The sequence below is a fragment of the Salinisphaera sp. T5B8 genome (genome assembly GCF_040361255.1).
Taxonomy (GTDB): Bacteria; Pseudomonadota; Gammaproteobacteria; order Nevskiales; family Salinisphaeraceae; genus Salinisphaera.
In genome coordinates this window covers 46,992-67,445 of the sequence record NZ_APNG01000015.1, presented here as the reverse complement: position 1 = coordinate 67,445, position 20,454 = coordinate 46,992, and the positions used below count along the sequence as shown (strand labels likewise).

General features: G+C 62.8%; 18 protein-coding genes. 12 read left to right on the top strand and 6 right to left on the bottom strand.

The window, feature by feature from the left end; translation table 11 throughout:
* Window positions 1-22: 22 nt before the first annotated feature.
* Genes T5B8_RS13920 through T5B8_RS13910 form a run of 3 tightly spaced genes read right to left on the bottom strand, consistent with a single transcriptional unit; the run spans window position 23 to window position 2,399 of the window.
* Window positions 23-451: a hypothetical protein gene (locus tag T5B8_RS13920; protein ID WP_353179674.1), complete on the bottom strand. Its 429-nt coding sequence runs from the start codon at window positions 449-451 to the stop codon at window positions 23-25.
* A gap of 38 nt (window positions 452-489) precedes the next feature.
* Window positions 490-1,200: a glutathione S-transferase family protein gene (locus tag T5B8_RS13915; protein WP_353179672.1), complete on the bottom strand. Its 711-nt coding sequence runs from the start codon at window positions 1,198-1,200 to the stop codon at window positions 490-492.
* A complete protein-coding gene (locus T5B8_RS13910; RefSeq protein ID WP_353179670.1) occupies window positions 1,197-2,399 on the bottom strand; it encodes a CaiB/BaiF CoA transferase family protein in 1,203 nt (400 codons plus the stop codon). Before T5B8_RS13910 ends, T5B8_RS13915 begins: the two co-directional genes overlap by 4 nt.
* 111 nt (window positions 2,400-2,510) lie before the next feature.
* Between T5B8_RS13910 and purT the strand changes: the two genes are divergently transcribed.
* The 6 genes from purT (at window position 2,511) to T5B8_RS13880 (ending at window position 7,195) form a co-directional block, all read left to right on the top strand.
* Window positions 2,511-3,701 carry a formate-dependent phosphoribosylglycinamide formyltransferase gene (purT, locus tag T5B8_RS13905; RefSeq protein ID WP_353179668.1) on the top strand — a complete coding sequence of 397 codons (1,191 nt, stop codon included), beginning with the start codon at window positions 2,511-2,513 and terminating at the stop codon, window positions 3,699-3,701.
* A 232-nt stretch (window positions 3,702-3,933) separates the two neighbouring features.
* The gene (locus T5B8_RS13900) at window positions 3,934-4,158 is read left to right on the top strand and encodes a hypothetical protein (protein WP_353179667.1); all 225 of its coding nucleotides are present in this window, start codon (window positions 3,934-3,936) and stop codon (window positions 4,156-4,158) included.
* A 154-nt stretch (window positions 4,159-4,312) separates the two neighbouring features.
* Entirely contained in the window at window positions 4,313-5,107 is a 795-nt protein-coding gene (locus T5B8_RS13895; protein WP_353179665.1) for an SDR family oxidoreductase, read from the top strand.
* 95 nt (window positions 5,108-5,202) lie between these two features.
* The gene (locus T5B8_RS13890; RefSeq protein ID WP_353179663.1) at window positions 5,203-5,628 is read left to right on the top strand and encodes an OsmC family protein; all 426 of its coding nucleotides are present in this window, start codon (window positions 5,203-5,205) and stop codon (window positions 5,626-5,628) included.
* A gap of 197 nt (window positions 5,629-5,825) precedes the next feature.
* Window positions 5,826-6,305 carry a peptidylprolyl isomerase gene (slyD, locus tag T5B8_RS13885; RefSeq protein WP_353179662.1) on the top strand — a complete coding sequence of 160 codons (480 nt, stop codon included), beginning with the start codon at window positions 5,826-5,828 and terminating at the stop codon, window positions 6,303-6,305.
* A gap of 200 nt (window positions 6,306-6,505) precedes the next feature.
* Window positions 6,506-7,195: an SDR family oxidoreductase gene (locus T5B8_RS13880; protein WP_353179660.1), complete on the top strand. Its 690-nt coding sequence runs from the start codon at window positions 6,506-6,508 to the stop codon at window positions 7,193-7,195.
* 88 nt (window positions 7,196-7,283) lie between these two features.
* Here T5B8_RS13880 and T5B8_RS13875 read toward each other — a convergent pair whose 3' ends face one another.
* Window positions 7,284-8,288 (bottom strand): SH3 domain-containing protein, encoded by a 1,005-nt coding sequence (locus T5B8_RS13875; RefSeq protein WP_353179658.1) that lies wholly within the window; start codon window positions 8,286-8,288, stop codon window positions 7,284-7,286.
* A 118-nt stretch (window positions 8,289-8,406) separates the two neighbouring features.
* The gene (locus T5B8_RS13870) at window positions 8,407-9,810 is read right to left on the bottom strand and encodes an APC family permease (protein ID WP_353179657.1); all 1,404 of its coding nucleotides are present in this window, start codon (window positions 9,808-9,810) and stop codon (window positions 8,407-8,409) included.
* A 353-nt stretch (window positions 9,811-10,163) separates the two neighbouring features.
* On the opposite strand from T5B8_RS13870, the gene T5B8_RS13865 reads away from it, so the two are divergent.
* From T5B8_RS13865 to T5B8_RS13850, 4 genes are all read left to right on the top strand, one after another.
* Window positions 10,164-11,654: an efflux transporter outer membrane subunit gene (locus T5B8_RS13865; RefSeq protein ID WP_353179655.1), complete on the top strand. Its 1,491-nt coding sequence runs from the start codon at window positions 10,164-10,166 to the stop codon at window positions 11,652-11,654.
* Between the two features lie 79 nt (window positions 11,655-11,733).
* On the top strand, window positions 11,734-12,966 hold the full coding sequence (locus T5B8_RS13860; protein ID WP_353179653.1) for an HlyD family secretion protein: 1,233 nt from the start codon (window positions 11,734-11,736) through the stop codon (window positions 12,964-12,966).
* Window positions 12,963-14,486 (top strand): DHA2 family efflux MFS transporter permease subunit, encoded by a 1,524-nt coding sequence (locus T5B8_RS13855; protein WP_353179651.1) that lies wholly within the window; start codon window positions 12,963-12,965, stop codon window positions 14,484-14,486. Before T5B8_RS13860 ends, T5B8_RS13855 begins: the two co-directional genes overlap by 4 nt.
* 382 nt (window positions 14,487-14,868) lie before the next feature.
* A complete protein-coding gene (locus tag T5B8_RS13850) occupies window positions 14,869-16,371 on the top strand; it encodes a M23 family metallopeptidase (protein ID WP_353179649.1) in 1,503 nt (500 codons plus the stop codon).
* Between the two features lie 483 nt (window positions 16,372-16,854).
* Here T5B8_RS13850 and T5B8_RS13845 read toward each other — a convergent pair whose 3' ends face one another.
* Window positions 16,855-18,528: a BCCT family transporter gene (locus tag T5B8_RS13845; RefSeq protein WP_353179647.1), complete on the bottom strand. Its 1,674-nt coding sequence runs from the start codon at window positions 18,526-18,528 to the stop codon at window positions 16,855-16,857.
* A 265-nt stretch (window positions 18,529-18,793) separates the two neighbouring features.
* Between T5B8_RS13845 and T5B8_RS13840 the strand changes: the two genes are divergently transcribed.
* Window positions 18,794-20,014 (top strand): acetamidase/formamidase family protein, encoded by a 1,221-nt coding sequence (locus T5B8_RS13840; protein ID WP_353179646.1) that lies wholly within the window; start codon window positions 18,794-18,796, stop codon window positions 20,012-20,014.
* Window positions 20,015-20,252: 238 nt separating this feature from the next.
* Window positions 20,253-20,411 (top strand): YqaE/Pmp3 family membrane protein, encoded by a 159-nt coding sequence (locus T5B8_RS13835; protein WP_353179645.1) that lies wholly within the window; start codon window positions 20,253-20,255, stop codon window positions 20,409-20,411.
* Window positions 20,412-20,454 lie beyond the last annotated feature (43 nt).

The window sequence follows — 20,454 nt, the reverse complement described above, 5'->3', positions numbered from 1 at the left end:
CCGGCGGCCGCGCACGTCGTATTCAGCGCGGCGGATGCATGATTCGCATCAGCACGGCCACGCCCAGGCCCCAGCAGCCGTTGAGCGCCAGGCCGATGCCCACCCGCGCCATGCTCAGGTGATCGAAGATTTCGGCCATCGACTGGCCCTTGAGCCACTGCACGACAAACAGATACACCAGCGTCGGGCCGATCGCGCCGAGAATGATCGCGCCCACGTAATAGCCGGCGGCCAGGGCACGACGAATCAAAAGCCATAGGAGCATGCCCCATAGCCCGCCCCAGAACGCCAGGGATATGACCGAAGGCACGCCGAAGGGCGGCACCGGCGCCATGTTCCAGGTATTCGCGCCCGACAGCACGCCGGCCGCGACGAACAGCCACAACAGGCCCTGATGAAACGTCAATGTGGATACAAAACCGGCAATAAAGGCTTTGATGAACGCGAACATGATCTCCCCTTGAAAGGCTTTTAATCTGCAACCGTGCGCTAGCGCCCGCGCACGGTGTCGGCGGTTTGGTTGAACAAACGCTGGCGTGCTTCTTCGGTCTTGGGCTGACCACCACGCCACTGCTTGCCAAGATCGACCCCGCGCTGCACGGCCGGGCGCTGCTTGATACGCGCCCGCCAGGCCGCCACGCGCGGAAATTCGTCGAGCGGCTGGCCCATGGCCTTGGCGATGAGCACCCACGGCCAGTTGATGATATCGGCGATGGTATAGATTTCGCCCACCAGATAATCGCGCTCGGCAAGGCGGCGCTCGAGCACCCCCAGACAGCGGTGATATTCGCCGGTATAGCGCTTGTAGGAATACGGGTGCTCGCCCGGGGCGTAGTTGACGAAATGACTCATCTGCCCGCCCATCGGCCCGAGATTGCCGACCTGCCAGAACAGCCATTCGTCGATTTCGGTGCGCAGGCGTGCGTCGTCGGGCATGAGTTGCCCGCTCTTGGCCGCCAGATAGCGTGCAATCGCGCCCGATTCGAAGATCGATAATGGCGTATCGCCATAGCCGGGTGCCGGGTCGTGGTCGACGATGGCCGGCATGCGGTTATTGGGCGAGATTTCCAGAAACGCGGGCTCGAACTGATCACCCGCGTTGATATCCACCGGAATCAGCCTGTAGTCCAGCCCCAGCTCTTCGAGCAGGATGGATATCTTCCAGCCGTTGGGCGTGGGCCAGTAATAGAAATCGATCATGACGCCTCTTGGTTCGGGCCGATCGCCCCGGATCGGGCGAGCGTATCGATATCCGACTCGGAAAACCCGTGCTCGGCGAGCACTGCGCGCGTATCCGCGCCGAGCGCGGGCGCGCCGCGATAATCGGCGACCGGCATGGCCGAAAAACGCGCGGCGGGACGCGCCTGTCGCAACCGCCCCGCCTCGGCGTGATCGGTTTCCATGACAATGGCGTTGGCCGCGATCTGATCGTGCGACAACAAATCGGTACGGGTGAGCACCGGCGCACAGGGCACACCGTATTCGCTCAGTCGCGCAAGCCAGTGTTCGGCACTGTTTTCGGCTAGCTTTTGCTGGGTGAGTTCGAGTCGCGCGTCGATATGGTCCTGGCGGTCTGCGGGCGTGGCAAAGCGCGGGTCGTCGTTCCATTCGGGCGTATCGAGCGCGCCAATCAACGCCTGCCACTCCTTGTCGGTCTGCACGGCCACGCTGATATAGCCCGTGGTGGTTTCGTAGATGAGGTCGATGAAGCTGGCGGCCTTGGCCTGATCGAACTCGTCGCCGACGAACGTCTGGCTGTTCATGTCGGAATGCCAGAGAAAATCGATGACTGCATCGAGCATCGACACGCGCACATGCTGGCCCGGTGCACCGTTGGCACGCGCGAGCAGCGCGGCGGTAATCGCCTGGGCCGCGATGTAGCCGGTGAGCTTGTCGGGCACGATGGTACGAACCAGGCGCGGACGCGCAGTATCGGCGCCGCCCTGAATACTGGCCAGACTCGATAACGCCTGGACCAGCGGATCGTAGACCGGATAGCTCGCATACGGCCCGGCATCCCCAAAACCGCTGATCGAGCAGTAAATGATGTCCGGGGCGACCGCCCGTATGTCGTCTTCGCCAATGCCCATGCGCTCGGCCACGCCGGGGCGAAAATTCTGTACGAATACATCCGCATCCGCACACAGGCGCAGCAGCGCATCACGCCCGGCCTTGTCCTTGAGATTGAGCGCGACCGAGCGCTTGTTGCGGTTGTTGTTGAGATAACTCGCGGAAAAACCGTTACGCCGATTCGAGGCAAGCCGCGTGTAATCACCCACCTCCGGGCGTTCGATCTTGAGCACATCGGCGCCCTGATCGGCCAACTGCATGGTCGCCAGCGGGCCGGACACCATGGCAGTGGTATCGATGACGCGATAACCGGACAAAGGCTGTTTCATGACGCCAGTTTAATGCCCCGCGGGCACGTCGCCAACGCAGCAGGCTTTCAAGCAGGGCCGCGCTTGGCGACAATGGCGCCTGTTTGTTTTCCACCTCGGCCAGGATTTTCAATGAGCACGATCGGCACGCCCGGTTCGGATACCGGCACACGCGTCATGCTGCTGGGCAGCGGCGAACTCGGTAAGGAGGTCGCGATCGAACTCCAGCGCCTGGGCTGCGAAGTCATTGCGGTGGATCGCTATGATCGCGCGCCGGCGATGCAGGTCGCGCACCGCCACCATGTACTGGATATGGGCGACGGCGATGCCCTGCGCCAGGTCATCGAATCCGAGCGCCCGGCATTGATCGTGCCCGAGATCGAAGCCATCGCGACCGCAACGCTGATCGAACTCGAAGATGAAGGCTATACCGTGGTCCCCACCGCCCGCGCGGCTCGTCTGACCATGGATCGCGAAGGCATTCGCCGTCTGGCCGCCGAGGAACTGGACCTGCCCACCTCGCCCTACCGCTTTGCCGGAACCGAGGCCGACTATCGCGCCGCGATCGAGGCCATCGGCCTGCCCTGCGTGGTCAAACCGGTGATGTCGTCGTCCGGCAAGGGCCAGAGCACGGTGCACAGCGAATCCGACATCGACCGCGCCTGGACCTACTCGCAATCCGGCGGGCGCGGCAAGCGCGGCGACAACTCGCGCGTGATCGTCGAAGGTTTCATCGAATTCGACTACGAAATCACCCTGCTGACCGTGCGCCATGTGGATGGCACCAGCTTTTGCGCGCCGATTGGCCATCGGCAGGTCGGCGGCGATTACCACGAGTCCTGGCAGCCGCAGCCCATGAGCGAAGCCGCGCTCGCCGAGGCGCAGCGTCAGGCGCGCGCGATCACCGACGCCCTCGGCGGGCACGGCCTGTTCGGCGTGGAATTCTTCGTGGCTGGCGACCGCGTCTGGTTTTCGGAAGTTTCGCCGCGACCCCACGACACGGGGCTGGTGACCCTCGTCGGCCAGAATCTGTCCGAATTCGCACTGCACGCCCGCGCCATTCTCGGTTTACCCATTCCGTATATCGAACAGCGCGGCGCCTGTGCATCGGCTGTGATCATCGGCGAAGGCCAGAGCCGACAGATGCGCTACCACGGTCTGGCCCAGGCGCTGGCCGAGGCCGACACCGAATTGCGTCTGTTCGGCAAACCCGAAATCGACGGCGCGCGGCGTCTGGGGGTGGCGCTGGCACGGGCGCATGACATCGACGAAGCACGCGCCAAGGCCCGGCGTAGCGCGGCCTGTGTCGATATCGATTATTAAACCGACACGAAAATACGTGATTTTTCGGATTGATTAAGCGCGCATGTGGCGCTACATGCCCGTCGCGAGAGCATTTCGATAGCGGACGAATAAGGAAAAAAATATTTCCGGTTTGTCGTGATTCATATACGGGAAAGCTTCGCGTGCTTTATACTTTGGTCCAAGTTCTGCCGGGGGCGTGATCCTCGCGTAGTAAAGCAGAGCTTCATTTACCGAACTCAAGGAGTCGACTATGCAAAAGAAACTGACCACCCTGCTGCTGGCCATGATGCTGGGCCTGGGCACGCTGAGCCTGGCCGCCTGTGATAACGATGGCCCCGCCGAAAATGCCGGTGAGAGCATCGACAATGCCACCGACAACGCGCAGGACAGCATGGAAGATGCCGGCGACGACATCCAGGACTCCATGGAAGACGCGGGCGATTCGATGGAAGACGCGGCCGACGACAACAGCTAAGGCTGGTCTCGCCGCAATCCGCGGATTGCGAAAAGCCCGTCGCGTATGCGGCGGGCTTTTTTTGTGCCCGCTATCATCAGCGTGACCCCTGGCGCGCCAATGCCAGATAGACATCGGCCAATGCCTTTGAAAGGCACAACCGACTGGAGCCCGGATGACGTACGCACAGCAACACGATAACGCCCCAGCTGCCCTGGTAACCGGCGCTGCGTGCGGTATCGGCCGCGCCGTCACGCGCCGGTTGCTCGATGACGGGTTTATCGTGGGCGCACTCGACCACGACGGCCAGGCACTGGCCGATCTGTGCCGGCAGTTGGCCCGGCACGAACCGGACGTCGAGCGTCGCGTGGTGCGGCTTGTCGCCGATGTGGCCAATGAAGCCGCCGTCATCGACGCAATCACCCGCCTCACGGACGCCTGCGGTCGCCTCGATGTGCTGGTCAATAATGCCGGCATTGCCGATCCGTTCAACGCACCGATCGAAGCGCTGTCGCTGGAAGACTGGAACCGCGTGATCGGCGTCAACCTCAGCGGCTACTTTCTGTGCGCGAAACATTGCACACCCTGGCTACGCCGAAGCGGCGGCAGCATCGTCAACATGGCCTCGACCCGGGCCTATCAATCCGAACCCCACACCGAAGCCTATGCCGCCAGCAAGGGCGGTATCGTGGCCCTGACCCATGCACTATCGGTCAGCCTCGGCCCGCAGATCCGGGTCAATGCGGTGGCACCCGGCTGGATCGACGTACGCGACGAACAACCGCAGGCCGAGTCACCCGATGCGCTGCGCGCCATAGACCACGAACAGCATCCAGCCGGACGGGTCGGCCGTGGCGCGGATATTGCGGCCATGGTGGCTTTTCTATGCAGCGATCAGGCGGGATTCATCACCGGCCAGACGCTGGTGGTGGACGGCGGCATGACGCGCAAGATGATTTATGCCCACTGATACAACCGCCTCAAATTAGATTGTGCACAATACTTGTGTTCGACGGCGATCGCCCGTAACGTTCGATAGCACACCAATCGCATGAGGAGTTCTGTATGCCCGTTCGCAAGGCTGACGCGCAGTGGCAAGGTGATTTGAAATCCGGCAAGGGCTACATGTCGCTCGAAAGCGGCGCCTATGAAGGCCAGTTCTCGTTCAAGACCCGTTTCGAGGATGGCACCGGCACCAATCCGGAAGAGCTGATCGGCGCAGCACACGCCGGCTGCTTTTCGATGCAGTTCTCGGCCATGCTCGCCGAAGCCGGTCATACGCCGGATTCGGTGAAGACGCAGGCGAAAGTGCATTTTTCGGTCGACGGCACGCCCACGATCGAGCGTATCGAACTCATCACCCGCGGCCAGGTGCCCGGCATCGAGGCCAGCGAGTTCGAGGATATTGCCGCCAAGGCCAAGCAGGCTTGCCCGGTATCGCGCCTGTACCAGGGTGCCCAGATCGATCTGGACGCCAAGCTGGAGAACTGATCGACGCGATCACACAATCCCGTTGATCGAAAAAGCCGGGCGCTGCCCGGCTTTTTCATGGCCAGTCCGGCCGCCAGCGGCGCGTTTCTACCGCCGAATGGGCTTTTTCAGGCGGATTTTCTCGTCATAGGCATTGTTTTTTTCCAGATCGTCGCAACGTCTTGTCGTTCATACGCGACAAAACAGAGCGAACCAACATGGAAGCCAAGCAGGACAGCGTCGTAAGCATTTATTACGTGCTGCGCGACACGGACGGCGAAATCATCGATCAGTCGAGCGAAGGTCAGCCGCTGGCCTATCTCCACGGCCACGGCAACATCGTGCCGGGGCTTGAAAAGGCGATCGAAGGTCATGCCCAGGGCGATGAAGTCAAGGCGACCGTCGAACCGGAAGAAGGCTATGGCCCCTATCGTGAAGAGCTGGTGCAGAAAGTCAGCCGCGACGCCTTCCAGGGCGTAGACGAACTGGCGCCGGGCATGAGCTTTCGTGCCGAGTCGGATGCCGGCCCGATGATCGTGACCGTCAAGGAAGTCGAAGGCGAGGAAGTCACCGTCGACGGCAACCACGTGCTCGCCGGTCAGACGCTGAACTTCACCGTCAATATCCACGACGTACGCGAAGCCAGCAGCGAAGAAATCGAGCACGGCCACGTGCACGACGGCTCGACCCACGGCTAGCGCCGTTTGGTCAGCGACTACGCGGGTGCGCTCCATGCGCGCCTGGCGGGCAAGGTGCCCATCGGCGGCACGCGCCCGCACAACGTAGTCCGCTTTGGACAGCCGCGTAAACTGGCGCGGCCGTGACCTTACGGCCGCGCCAGACATATAACGGATACGTTCGCACGCGGCCTATCGACCCAATACATTAGGTGATTGTCATGGCCGATCCCGTTCTTCTGATAACCGGCGCTTCCAGCGGCATCGGCGCAGCGACTGCGCGGCATGCCGTCGCGCAGGGTTATCGCGTGGCGCTGGCCGCGCGTTCGATCGACAAGCTCGACGCGCTGGTCGACGAACTCGGCAGCGAGGCCGCCCTTGCGCTTGAATGTGACGTAACCGACAAGGCCTCCCAGCAAGCCATGGTCGAGCGCACACTGGCGCACTTCGGCCGGATCGATGCCGTTTTCGCGAATGCCGGTATCGGCGGGCGTCCCGGCGGCTTCTGTGGCGCCGATAGCGATGTCTGGAAGGACATGATCCTGACCAACGTCTACGGCGTCGGGCTGACTATCCAGGCCTGCGCGCAGGCGCTCAAGGACAGCCGTGGCCACCTGTTGATTACCGGTTCGGCCGCCGGACGCACGACCATCCCCGGTTCCATGTACAGCGCCACGAAATGGGCTGTCTCCGCAATCGGCTACGGCGTGCGCGAGGAACTGCGGGGCACGGGCATCCGGGTCACGCTCATCGAGCCGGGCATGGTGGATACACCCTTCTTCGACGACAAACCGGAGCACGCGCTGACCGATCACGATATCGCCGAGGCGGTGTTGTTTTCGCTATCGCGTCCGGCCAGTGTCGACGTCAACGAAATTCTGGTGCGGCCCACGCCGAAAATCGACAGCTGATTGGCGGGCCCGATCACCGGCCATAAAAAAAACCGGCGCCCGAGGGTGCCGGTTTTTTTACGTCAGGCCTGTTCGCCCGCGCGATCGTCTATTCGACCAGCAGAAACCCTGCGATCCAGCCGGTACGGCCATCGTCGAAGCGAATACGCCGCCAGTCCTTTTCGCGCCCGGTCACCATCACGCGTTCGTTGCGCTTGGCCTGGAACTTGACCCCGTGGCCGGTCGACGGGCCCGAGCGCACGTTAACCACATCGCCACCGATATAGCGCGTCGGTCCGGTTTCAGGCACGCCCTGGGGCAATTCGGACCCAGCATCATCGCCCGAGGGCGGCGCTTCGCTGCCCTGATTCGAGGCGTTATTGGCCGAGGCGTTGGCCATGGGCGCGCTCGAGCCGGCCAGCAGGAAGTCCGCGACCCAGCCGACCGTGTAATCGTCCCCGAATACCACCTGCGCCCAGTCGTCGCGCGAATCGAGCACGGCCACCCGCGTATTGCGATCGGCCTGGCGCAGTACGCGCCCGCGGGTACTCGGCTGGCTACGGATATTGACGTTATCACCATCGATACGCGATTGCGGCAGATTTTCCATGATCTGCGGCAGGTTGTTCTTGGCCGAACCGTTGCCGGCTGCGGCCGCCTTGGCCGCCCAGCGCGCCGCTTCGGCCAGATCCTGGCGTACCCCGTTGCCGCGCACGTACAACACGGCCAGATTGTTCTGTGCGGCCGGCTCGCCATGCTCGGCGGCGCGCTTGAACCATTCCGCAGCCTTGGCATCGCTCTGGGGCACGCCATGGCCTTCCTGATACATGATGCCGAGATTGTGTTCGGCCTTGGAATAATTCTGGGCGGCGGCCTTTTCGTACCAGTCCCGCGCCTGGGCATAGTCCTGCTCGACGCCATAGCCCTCGTCATAGAGCACGCCCATGTTGTACTGGGCATTGGCATTGCCGTTCTCGGCCAGCGGCCGCGCGCTCTTGAGCACCTGTGCGGCTTCGGCATCGCTGGGCGCCTGCTGCTGGGCGGCAGCGCCCGTGGCCCAGGCCAGCGCGCTGATGGCTATCACGGCAAACCGTGCGATCGCTATCTTCTTCATGGTCAATCCTTGCATCGCGGTCGAACGGTCGACCGCCTACCCCTCTTTTAAGAACGCTTTTTACCAGACCCTGAATCGCGATCAAATAGCGCGCGCCCGGCCCGCTTCCCCCATGGTGCTATGTGTGCGCCGAGTCCTGCGGCGCATGTACGCCGTAGCGTACACGAGCCCAGACGTACATTGCTGCACCGCCGAGCATCCATACCCCGAATATCAGCCATTCCACCGGCAGCAGCGCCGACGGACTACCGGGCAGATACAGCACGACCAGCGCGATCGATAGCACAATGGCAACTATACCGACGACTTTGCCTGCAGGCACCACAAACGGTCGCGGCATGTCCGGCTCGCGATAGCGCAACACCAGAAACGATGCCGCCACGAACAGATACGCGAGCACGATACCCAGTCCGCCGGCATCCACCAGCCAGACCATGGCGCTGCGCCCGAGAAACGGCGCGAGCGACGTCACCACGCCGATAAGCAGAATCGCATTCGCCGGGGTGTTGTAGCGCGGATGCAGTTCGCCGAATACGCGCGGCAGCATATCGGCCTTGGCAAGCGCGTAAATTGCGCGCGAACCGCCGATATAGAAAGCATTCCAGCTGGTAATGATACCGGCCATGCCCGCCAGCACCATCAGCTTGCCCGCCCAGGCGCTGGAAAACGCCGCTGCCATGGCATCCGGCACCGCCAGCGAATCCGGATCGATCCCATCGGGCGAAAGCACATAGCCGGTGCCGAAGATGATCGCGGCGTACCAGAACACCGCCAGCAGTACCGAAAACACCAGCAACCGGCCGATATCCCGATGCGGCAGATCGATTTCCTCGGCGGCCTGCGGGATCACGTCGAAACCCACGAACATGAACGGCACCATCACCAGCACGCTCATGATGCCGCCCGCCACACTGACCTCGCCGGTGAAAAGCGGCGCCAGATTGCCACCCTCGCCGCTGAACAGCGCACCGGTGAGAAACAGCAGACCCACCGCCACGATCATCAGCGTCACCAGCTTCTGCACCAGCGCCGCGGTCCGGATACCAATATAGTTGACCCACATCATCAGCAGCGAGCCGGCGACACCGACCGCCACCCATGTGGCCTCGACATCCCAGCCGGCGATCGTCCACAGATGGCCCATGCTGTAACCGGGCAGAATGTTCTCCACGACCGTCGGCAAGGCCACCGCCTCGAAGGAGACGACGGTCATATAGCCGAGCACGATCGCCCAGGTGCATACGAACGAAGCCAGATGGCCGAGCCCGCGGTAACTGTAGACATGCTCGCCACCGGCCTGCGGCATCGCTGCGGCAAGTTCGGCGTAGGTCAGCCCGACGAGCACGATGGCCACGCCGCCGATCAAAAACGCCCCGACCGCGCCCAGACTGCCGGCCGAGAGAATCCAGGTGCCGGTCATCACGATCCAGCCCCAGCCGATCATCGCGCCGAACGCCAACGCCAGTACGTCCTTGCGCGCCAGTACCCGCACGAAGCGTGGCGTTTCCCCACTCATGCTCATGATTCCCCCTGGCCCGCAGGCCGATTGACCGTCTACGCTTGCCCCTGTCACGCAGATTAGCACCGACGCGTCGTTTGGGGCATTGACCCAAACGTCATATAGCAACAATCGCGCCACGCCCGCTCGCTATCGTGTGACCACGTACCCGGCAGCCGACCTGCCCGCCGCCGCAGCTGGACCGCCGGCATGGCGTGGTGCGCTGCTATCTCCGTTGGTGTATTTGACAAATATTGTCATATGCACATAACTTGGCGCTCGAATGAGCGCTCCCGCTCTCGCACTTTTCATCATCGAGTGCCATGGCATCGACACCCCTTTTCCGGATCGGCGCATGCGCTTCGCGCGCGGGCGTCATGGCCAGCCTTGCCGGGCTGTTATTGCTCGGCGGCTGTGTCGTGGGCCCGGATTACGAGCGCCCCGATACGCCCGGCGATCAGGCCTACACCGTGGCGCCCGATACCGCGCCGACCGCGTCGGGTGAGGCACAGATGTTCGAACGCGCCGGCGAGGTCCGCGCCGACTGGTATCGAGTGTTCGGCTCGGACAAACTCGATCGGCTGATCGAAAACGCGCTGGCCGACAGCCCGACACTCGCCGCAGCACGCGCACGCCTGCAGTCCGCCCAGCAAGCGGTCGTTGCCGGACGCGCCGCGCTGCTGCCGCAGGTCGATGCCTCGGCCGGGGTCTCACGCCAACGGGCCAGCGGCATCGAACTGGGTATCGACGATCCATCGTTCATCAATACCTTCAATCTCTATCAGGGGCGAATCAGCGCCCGTTACGATCTCGATATCTTCGGCAAGACCCGGCGCGAGATCGAACAGACCCAGGCGCGCCTGGATTTCGCCCGCTTCGAAGCGCTCGATGCCTACGTCACCCTCATCAACAACATCGTGGCCAGCGCGATCGCCGAAGCCGGGGTCAACGCCGCGATCGATACCACAAAACAGATCATCGATAGCCAGCAACGTACGCTGGATATCGTCGACCGCCAGATCGAATACGGGGTAGCGGTCGACGCCGACGCCGCTCAGATACAGACCCGGCTGGCGCGTACCCGTGCCTCGCTCGAGCCCCTGCGCAAACAGCGTGCGATCGCGGTCAACCGGCTGGCGGTACTCACCGGATCGACACCGGGTACATTCGCCGACCCGCACTTTCATATCGACGACCTCACCCTGCCCGCCACGCTGCCGGTAAGCCTGCCCAGCGCGCTGGTGCGCCAGCGCCCGGACATTCTCGCCGCCGAGGCCATGGTGCACGCCGCCAGCGCCCAGATCGGCATTGCTGCGGCCAACCTGTTGCCGGATGTCTCGATCGGCGCCTACTACAGCCGCGAAGGCCTGAGCCTGGGCGATTTGAGCGATCCGGTGACGGCACTCTGGCAGCTCGGTGCTTCGGCGAGCGCGCCGCTGTTCGCGGGCGGCCGCCTGCGTGCACAAAAACGTGCCGCGGGCGATGCCTATGTCGCTGCCCTTGCGGATTATCGTGCGACCGTGCTCGCTGCCTTCGGCGATGTGGCAGACAGCCTGCGCTCGCTGGAATCCGATGCACGCGCGCTCGAAGCCCAACAAACAGCGGCCGACCAGGCGCGACGCAACCTCGATACCGTGCGCGCCCGGGTCGATAACGGCGCGGCCACGTATATCGCCTTGTATACCGCCCAGGTCCAATACCAGGACACGCTCCTGGACGTGGTCGATGCACGCGTGACCCGCTATAGCGATAGCGCTGCGTTGTTTCGCGCACTCGGCGGCGGTTGGTGGAATGCCGACGATCCGCTCGACATGGCCGACGCCCGCCCCGCCAAACCACGCCGTATGAGCACGGATCGGCCCGGCTGACGCCGCGCCTGTGCTCGATCGTTGTGGGCAGCGGACGCCGTTCGTTGTCTCGATGCTGAATCAATAATCAGGAATGCCCATGGCCGATGCTGCTACTTCGACCGACCGTGAACTGCCCCGCTCCGGCAACAGCCGCCGCAAGTGGTATCTGCTGGGCCTGGCGGCGTTGTTCATATTGATCGGCGTGGCCTATGCGGCCTATTACTTTCTCGTCGCCCAGTTCTATGCCGACACCGACGACGCCTACGTCCACGGCAATCGGGTGATGCTGGCCCCGCAACGCGCGGGTACGGTCACCGCCATCTATGCCGAAGATACCGACCGCGTGGAAGCCGGCGATACCGTCATCGAACTCGACGATACCGATGTCGACAACGCGCTGGAGCGCGCCAGCGCCCATCTGGCCCAGACCGTACGCCAGGTGCACCAGCTGTTCGCCCAGGCCGATGAGCAGCGCGCCACCGTCGACATGCGCCAGACCCAGCTTACCCAGGCCCGGCGCGACTACGAACGCGATCAGAAGCTGCTCAAGGTCCATGGTGTCACCCGCAAGGCCTACGAACACAGTCGCTCGGATTTCGAGCAGGCACGCTCGGCGCTGTCCGCAGCCCGGCACCGGCTGGGCGAACTCGAAGCCCAGACCGAGGGCACTACGCTGCGCGGCCATCCTGCGGTACGCGAGGCCGCGGCCCAGCTGCGTTCGGCCTATCTGGATGTCCAGCGCAGCCGGGTGCCGGCGCCGGTGGCTGGCTACGTCGCCCAGCGCGATGTGCAGCTCGGCCAGCGCGTCGAGCCGGGCAAGCCAATGCTCTCGATCGTGCCTATCGATCAGGTGTGGGTAAACGCCAACTTCAAGGAAACCCAGCTGGCGGCGATGCGTATCGACCAGCCCGCGACCGTGTATGCGGATTTCTATGGCGACGAGGCCGTCTACCACGGTCATGTCGCCGGCATCAGTCCCGGCACGGGCGCGGCCTTCGAACTGCTACCGCCACAGAATGCGTCCGGCAACTGGATCAAGATCGTACGGCGTGTGCCGGTGCGTATCGTGCTCAGCGGCGACGAACTCAAGCAGCATCCGCTGCGGCTGGGGCTGTCGATGCACGTAAGCGTGGATCTGCACGATAGCAGCGGCCGTCCGCTGGCCGAGGCGGCACGCGACAAGGCACGGCTGCGTACCGATGTCTATCGCCAGCGCGAGGACGGCGCGGCCGCGATCATCGACCGTATCATCGCCACCAACGACGGCGACCCCAAGACCACCGCCCGCGCCCCGGCGAACACGATCGGCCGGCTTACCGCCCACCCATGAGTACCGCGCAGGACGACAACACGCACCCGCCGCTGCCCGCCGGTGCGCTGTTCGTCGTGACGCTCAGCCTCGCGCTGGCGGTATTCATGAATGTGCTCGATGTGTCGATCGCGAATGTGTCGATCCCGGCCATCGCCGGCAATCTGGGCGTCTCCACCAGCCAGGGCACCTGGGTGATCACCTCCTTTGCGGTGGCCAACGCCATTGCCGTACCCGTGTCCGGCTGGATGGCTAAACGGGTCGGCGAAGTGAAGCTGTTCGTGTGGTGCACGGTGCTGTTCACTCTGTTTTCGTTTCTATGTGGCCTGTCCGGTTCCTTCGTGATGCTGCTGGTCATGCGTGCCGCCCAGGGGGTGGTCGCCGGGCCGATGATTCCGCTGTCGCAGAGCCTGCTGCTGGCCAACTATCCACCCGACAAGCGCGGCTTCGCCAATGGCATCTGGGGCATGACCGCGGTGGTCGGGCCGGTGGCCGGGCCGATTCTCGGCGGCTGGATCACCGACAACATCAGCTGGTCGTGGATTTTCTATATCAACGTGCCGGTGGGCGCGTTCGCCGCAGCCGGCACCTGGCTGGTGCTGCGCAACCGGGAAACCGAAACCCAGCGCCTGCCTATCGACCTCGTGGGGCTCGCACTGCTGATCGTGGGTGTGGGCGCGCTCCAGGTCATGCTCGACAAGGGCAACGATGAAGCCTGGTTCCAGTCCACCTTCATCGTCGTGCTGGCGATCACCGCGACCGTGTTTCTGGCCTTTTTCGTGGTCTGGGAATTGACCGACGACAACCCGGTGGTCGATCTCAGGCTGTTCGGTCGCCGTAATTTCACCGTGGCCACGCTGTGCGTAACGCTGGGCTTCATGACCTATTTCGCGGGCGTCGTTCTGCTGCCCTTATGGCTACAGAACGAACAGGGCTATACGCCCACCTGGGCCGGTATCACCACGGCCTCGCTCGGACTGATGGGCGCAATCTTCTCGCCGATCGTGGGCCGCCTGACCGACAAGATCGATCTGCGTTTCATCGTCACCTTCGGCATGTTGCTGTTCGCCGGACTGTCGTTTCTCAAGGCGGATGCGAATACCCAGATCAATTTCGAGCGCCTGTTTCTCACCCGTCTGCCCTGGGGCATCGGTCTGGCCTGTTTCTTCATTCCGCTGATCACGCTGTCGTTGACCGGCCTGCCTGCCAGCAAGGTAGCCAGCGCGTCGGGGCTGTTCAACTTCATGCGCCTGATCGCGCTGAGCTTCGGCACGTCATTGTCGGTCACGATGTGGGATCGCCGCCAGGCCTATCACGATCATGTGCTCTCGGCGCATACCTCGGTCACCGACCCGCTCACCCAGCAATGGCTTGCTCAGGCACAGGCCCAGGGAATGAGCGAACAGCAGTCCTACGGCGCGCTGGCACGCGTGATTTCGGAGCAGTCGTTCATGCTCGGCCTCAACGAGATGTATTACCTGGCCGGGGTGATCTTCATCGGCCTGACCGTACTCATCTGGCTGTCCCGGCCGAACGAGTGAAACGCGTACCCGGCCGACGACATCGCCGCCAATCGGCCATCGCGCGCACGACGACCCGATTCGCCCGCGGGCCCGCGCGGCTGCCACAGTTCAGGCGTTGCCCGATCAACGCCGCGTTAACCCCCAAAGGTAAAGCGAAAACATGGCCCGCCGATACAGCTGACGCGCGTCGCGAAGCGCAGGTTATCGCAGCGTGGGCTCGTGTTCGCCGCGATGTTACTGTATAACTCTGCGCTCACGAGCGGTTTGGCAGCACGCTTCGGTGGGGACCGGGCGCACAGTGGCAACTGCGACGAAACTTTTCGCCTCCATGGCATGTCGAAGACGACTGTCGGGCGATAATTTCATCGTGCAAGAGCGCGAGAAAGACCGAGGGTATTGAATGCGTTGGTCGAATTTTCTGCGGGCCGGTACACACGGCGCGCTGGGTATGAGTTTGTTTGTGTGCATGGGCACCAGTGTTCATGCAAATCCGTTCTCGCATGGCGCCGAGGCCGGACTTCATGCCACCGCATTCGATAGCGGTACTGCCCTGGGCACGCACGAATCCCGGCCCCAACTCGCCGACGAACTCGGCCCCGACGAACGCCAGGCGCTGCTGGCCAAAAGCGCGCCCGAGATCACGCCCTGGCGCGAAATCACGGTCGCCCCGGGGGATTCGCTGTCACGGATCTTCGAACGCGCCGGCCTGCCCGCACGCGAGCTCATGGCCCTGGTCGGCCTGGGCGATATCGTCGACCCGCTCAAACGCCTGCGCCCGGGCAATACCCTGGAACTGCGCAAGACCACCGATGGCCGGCTGGCCGAACTCCGCTTCAAGCTCAATGCGGTCGATACGCTCTCGATCGCCCGCTCGGGGCTGGACAGTGACGGCGGCCCGGGCGCACTCGAGGCCGAGATCGTGCACCTGAAAACCCAGACCCGGCGCATGACGGCCCGCGGTACGGTCGACGGCTCCCTTGCCCAGTCACTGGCCGAAGCCGGCGTACCCGCCGGGGTGGCGACACAACTGGCCCATATCTATCGCTACCGGGCCAATCTGTCTCGGCATATGCACCCGGGCGATCGCTTCAGCGTGGTCTATGATGCCGAATATGCCCAGGGTGAGCGCGTGGCGCTGGGCCCGGTAATCGCGGCGAGCATCACCACCGGCGGCCAGAACCTGAAAGCCTTTCGGGCCATCGACGAGGACGGCGACGCCCGCTATTACGACGCCGAAGGCCATGCCTACGAGCCGTCGCTGTCGCGCCATCCGGTGAATTACTCGCGAATCAGTTCGCCGTTCAATCCCGATCGCATGCATCCGATCCTGCATATCCGGCGTCCGCACTGGGGCGTGGATATGGCCGCACCGCGCGGTACGCCGATTCATGCCGCCGGCGATGGCGTGGTGAAATTCGTCGGCCGTCGCCACGGCTATGGACGGATCGTGCAGCTGACCCATTTCGACGGCTATTCGACCCGCTATGGGCATATGTACAAGTTCGCCAAGGGCCTCAAGCGTGGCGACCATGTCAGCAAGGGCCAGATCATCGGCTATGTCGGCGCGACCGGCGAAGCCACCGGCCCGCATCTGCACTATGAAATCCGCCTGAATGGCCACCCCCACAACCCGTTGACCATGAAGCTGCCGGACGGCCACCCCTTGCCCAAATCCCGCCTGGCGGCCTATACCAACCGTATTCAGCCATTGGTCGCGGCCCTGGATAATGTCCCCGACATGCCGCATACGCTCATTGCCTCGAGCACCGGCGTGGATGCCCGTCACGGCTGTACCCAGGCGAGCACGGTCAACGCGACCTTCGCGCTGGCGCCGGAGAACTCGCGGCGCCGCCATTCGCTGGCCGAACTGTTCTGCGTGGTCTCGACCGACACGAACGCCTAGTCGCGCACCGCGCCGCACAATCGCGAGCCCCGAACAGCAACGCCGGCTACGTGCCGGCGTTTTTTTTTGGGTTTGAACACAGCGCACGTGCGTTTTTAACGATCGGCCTTCGGCCGTCGGTGCGCCTGTTCGCGTTCATGTGCAGACAGAATACGGGCGTAAGTCGCGCGCTCAAACAGCGCGGCACTGGCGCCTCCATCAACGTACGACAGCAACGGTTTTTCGTCGTCAAACAAGGAAACCGGTCCGCGAATGCAAGCCAATACTTGCTCAGGGAAACCGGTGCGATCGGCAAGCCACCGGAGCCGGCGCAATCCGTGCTTCGCTTTGTTCGCGTGTCTTGGCGTTCATTGGCCAACAATCTGCCGGCCTGGACACCGCCCACGGGGTGCCCTACATAATGCAGCACGCAGGTTTGTCCGGTTCACAAAGCGAGCCTGGGCCACGCCGAGTCTGCGTCGGCGTGGCCCGGACTGGCAGGCGTTAGGAAGCCGGCTCGTTCGCGCCTTTCGAGCGCGTGCCTTCGTCGTCGGCGTCTTCGAGATCTTCTTCGTCCCAGACATCGTTGAGAATGTCGCGGGCTTCGAAGGCGTCGGCACCGACCGGCATCGACTCGTGCTTTTCATACAGGTCGAGCAGCATGCGCCGACGGTCGTCGCGCAGTTCCTTGGCGAGCACGAAGACCATGCAATAAAGCACGAACACGAACGGCAGTGCGGCGAGCAAGGCCCCGGTCTGCAACCCCTTGAGGCCACCGGCGACGATGAGCGTCAGACAGATCGCCGAAATCAGCAGGCCCCAGGACAACCGCTTGTACAACGGCGGTTCGAGCGAGCCTTCGTCGGTCATCTGCGCCACGATATAGGACGCCGAGTCGGCCGAGGTCACGAGGAACACGAAGATCAGGCACATCGCCAGTATCGACAGCGCGGTACTGAAGGGCATCATTTCGAAGAAGGTGAACAACGCCGAGGTAATGTCCTTGTCGGCGGCGGCGGTGAGCGTACCCGCGGCATCGCCGAACAGTTCCATATGCAGCCCGGCCCCGCCAAACACGCCGATGAACCCACAGGCCAGCAGCGGCGGCACGATGAGCACGCCCATGACGTACTCGCGAATCGTGCGGCCCTTGGAAATACGGGCCACGAACGTACCCACGAAGGGCGACCAGGCGATCACCCAGGCCCAGTAGAACACGGTCCAGGTCGAGATCCAGTCTTCGCCGGTATCCTCGAACGGGTTCATGCGCAGACTCATGGCGACGAAATTCTGGATGTAATCGCCAATACCCACGACGATGGTGTTGAGAATGAAGATCGTCGGGCCGGTGAACAGCACCCAGCCCATCAAGCCCAGACACAGCGCCAGGTTGATGTTCGACAACCACTGAATGCCTTTATCGAGCCCGGAATAACTGGATACGGTATAGCAGGCACACATCACGCCCAGAATGATGAACTTCCAGAGCGTGGTATCCGGCACGCCGAACATCTGGTTGAGGCCGCCGTTGATCTGTAGCACGCCCAGGCCAAGCGATGTCGCCACACCCATGACCGTGGCCACCACCGCCAGAATATTCAGGCCATCACTGGTGGGCTGACGGGCAGCTTCGGGCAGCTTGTCGGTAAGTGGCTCGACGACCGTGGACACCAACCCCGATTTGTTACGGCGAAACTGAAAATAGGCAATGATCAGGCCGACGATCGAAAAACCGGCCCACTGGCTGATGCCCCAGTGGAAAAAGCTGTACTGGATCGCATAACGCGCCGATTCCGGCGTCGACCCTTCCATGTCGTTATAAGGCGGGTTCAGATAATGCAGCACCGGCTCGGCCAGGCCGTAGAACACCAGCCCTACACCGAAACCGGCCGCCAGCAGCATGCTCACCCAGGAGAAAAAACTGTACTCCGGCTCGCTGTAGGGTTCGCCCAGGCGAATCTTGCCGTAGCGACTGAATGCCAGACCCACCAGAAAGATCACGAACCCGAACACCGACAACAGATACAGCCAGCCGAAAACATGCGATACCGCATTCAGCGCACTGTTGGCGAAATCGCCGAATGCCTTCGGAAAACTCGCGCCGACGATCACCAGGGCCAGAATGATCAGTGCCGAGCCGGTATAGACGCGCTGGCTACGCGATAGCAATTTACTCAAGAGACCCCCAGAAATCGGTGTAAGCGTAACGCCGGTCGCTGCGGTGCGCCTCGGCCGTGGTTACGCCGTGTTGTGCGAGCGTTGCCACCATTACTAGCACTTCATTACAGCCCCCGCAAACGTGTCGAATATGCAGCGGACCGCCGGGCGGCCTTTCGGGGCGTGGCTTTCGCGAGCGCAGTTGCAGCCTTAGTGAGCACGTATTCCGAAAAGCTGGTGCGTCTCTTGCTAGAACACCATTTCATTTTAGTTCGAGACCGATTTCATGAGATACACCATCGCAGGCGCGCTGGCACTATGCTGCAGCGCCCTGAGCGTGCCCGCGGGCGCGGCCGATTTCGACGTACTGCAGCCCTTGGCCGACAAGCCGCAGAAGATGACCACCGGCGACTACGCCGGCAATTACTACGTGCCGTCCACCACGGAAACCGTGCGCTGGGGGTATCTGCCCAATAAGAAGGCAAAACCGGTGCTCACCGTGCCCTCTGGCAGTGCAGTGACCTTCGATACGATTTCGCACGAAGGCATCCTCGAAGACCAGGGCCGGGATCCGGTGGCCTACTTCGCGAGCAAGAACGTACCCGAACAGCAGGTGCTCGACGATGCCATCGCGATCACGGCCTCGGATATGGCACACGATTTCTTCAAGGACGGCCCGCATATCGTCACCGGCCCGGTGGCGATCGAAGGTGCCGAGCCCGGCGACGTGCTCAAGGTGGAGGTCATCAAGCTCGAACCCCGGGTGCCCTACGGCGTGATCTCCAATCGCCATGGCAAGGGCGCGTTGCCGGGTGAATATCCGAAGACCGAGCCAAAGCCCAATCCGAGCAGCGAATACCCCGAACGCTATGCCAACGTCTCGACCTTCGCGCCGATCGAGAAGGACGGCGATCAGTGGTATGGCGTGCTCGATGCGGGTAACGATAAGGCCATCCGTTTCCCGCTGCATCCGTTCATGGGCATCATGGGCGTCGCCCCCGACACCGACGAGCCGGTCAACTCGGTGCCGCCTTCGCGTATCGGCGGCAATGCCGATATCAACGATCTGGGCGCGGGCAGCACGGTCTATTACCCGATCGAGGTCGACGGCGCCCTGTTCTATACCGGCGATAGCCATTTCACCCAGGGCGACGGCGAAGTCGCGCTCACTGCGCTGGAGGGCTCGCTACGTGCCACGCTCAAGCTGACCCTGCTCAAAAGCGGCAAGGCAGAGCTGCCGGGCAAACAGGTCGACAAACTGTTGGGCGAAACCAGCGATTACTGGATCACCGTCGGCCTCGACGAAGATCTCGATCTGGCCATGAAGGATGCCGTACGCGAGTCGATCCGTTTTCTGCATCAGCAGTACGGCATCGATGAAGCGCTCGCACTGGCCTATCTGAGTGCCGCGACGGACTTCGAAGTGTCGCAGGTGGTCGACAAGACCAAGGGCATCCACGCACTGATCCGTAAATCGGATTTCGACGCATTCGATACCAACCCGTAACCCACCATCTGCGCATGGCCCCGGCCGCGGCGTATTGCCGCGGCCGGCTTTGAGCCACCCTTGAGAACGCAGCGGGCTATCTCTGCAAGCGTTTAGCCGACCCGAGACGGATCGAGCGTACGTCAGCGTTGTTCGCCTGACGACCACGCCGCGGGTGGATTGCGATGCATGGCGTCGTTCAGGCCCTGTTCGACAAATGAATTACCATGCGCCCCTGTTTTCCCGACCTACGAAATTCATGGATATCATTCGTATCCTGCTGTCGATTCTCCTGCCCCCGCTGGGTGTATTCCTGCAAGTGGGCATCGGCCTGCACTTCTGGCTCAACATCCTGCTGACCCTGTGCGGCTATGTGCCGGGCATCATCCATGCGGTTTATATCATTCTCAAAAGATAAGACGCACAGGCTGTAAAAATACCGATTCATGCCCACTTATATG

What these genes read in the sequence shown, in the direction of transcription:
- T5B8_RS13920 (WP_353179674.1), bottom strand. Translation starts at nt 451, where the DNA reads ATGTTCGCGTTCATCAAAGCCTTTATTGCCGGTTTTGTATCCACATTG.
- T5B8_RS13915 (WP_353179672.1), bottom strand. Translation starts at nt 1,200, where the DNA reads ATGATCGATTTCTATTACTGGCCCACGCCCAACGGCTGGAAGATATCC.
- T5B8_RS13910 (WP_353179670.1), bottom strand. Translation starts at nt 2,399, where the DNA reads ATGAAACAGCCTTTGTCCGGTTATCGCGTCATCGATACCACTGCCATG.
- purT (WP_353179668.1), top strand. Translation starts at nt 2,511, where the DNA reads ATGAGCACGATCGGCACGCCCGGTTCGGATACCGGCACACGCGTCATG.
- T5B8_RS13900 (WP_353179667.1), top strand. Translation starts at nt 3,934, where the DNA reads ATGCAAAAGAAACTGACCACCCTGCTGCTGGCCATGATGCTGGGCCTG.
- T5B8_RS13895 (WP_353179665.1), top strand. Translation starts at nt 4,313, where the DNA reads ATGACGTACGCACAGCAACACGATAACGCCCCAGCTGCCCTGGTAACC.
- T5B8_RS13890 (WP_353179663.1), top strand. Translation starts at nt 5,203, where the DNA reads ATGCCCGTTCGCAAGGCTGACGCGCAGTGGCAAGGTGATTTGAAATCC.
- slyD (WP_353179662.1), top strand. Translation starts at nt 5,826, where the DNA reads ATGGAAGCCAAGCAGGACAGCGTCGTAAGCATTTATTACGTGCTGCGC.
- T5B8_RS13880 (WP_353179660.1), top strand. Translation starts at nt 6,506, where the DNA reads ATGGCCGATCCCGTTCTTCTGATAACCGGCGCTTCCAGCGGCATCGGC.
- T5B8_RS13875 (WP_353179658.1), bottom strand. Translation starts at nt 8,288, where the DNA reads ATGAAGAAGATAGCGATCGCACGGTTTGCCGTGATAGCCATCAGCGCG.
- T5B8_RS13870 (WP_353179657.1), bottom strand. Translation starts at nt 9,810, where the DNA reads ATGAGCATGAGTGGGGAAACGCCACGCTTCGTGCGGGTACTGGCGCGC.
- T5B8_RS13865 (WP_353179655.1), top strand. Translation starts at nt 10,164, where the DNA reads ATGGCCAGCCTTGCCGGGCTGTTATTGCTCGGCGGCTGTGTCGTGGGC.
- T5B8_RS13860 (WP_353179653.1), top strand. Translation starts at nt 11,734, where the DNA reads ATGGCCGATGCTGCTACTTCGACCGACCGTGAACTGCCCCGCTCCGGC.
- T5B8_RS13855 (WP_353179651.1), top strand. Translation starts at nt 12,963, where the DNA reads ATGAGTACCGCGCAGGACGACAACACGCACCCGCCGCTGCCCGCCGGT.
- T5B8_RS13850 (WP_353179649.1), top strand. Translation starts at nt 14,869, where the DNA reads ATGCGTTGGTCGAATTTTCTGCGGGCCGGTACACACGGCGCGCTGGGT.
- T5B8_RS13840 (WP_353179646.1), top strand. Translation starts at nt 18,794, where the DNA reads ATGAGATACACCATCGCAGGCGCGCTGGCACTATGCTGCAGCGCCCTG.
- T5B8_RS13835 (WP_353179645.1), top strand. Translation starts at nt 20,253, where the DNA reads ATGGATATCATTCGTATCCTGCTGTCGATTCTCCTGCCCCCGCTGGGT.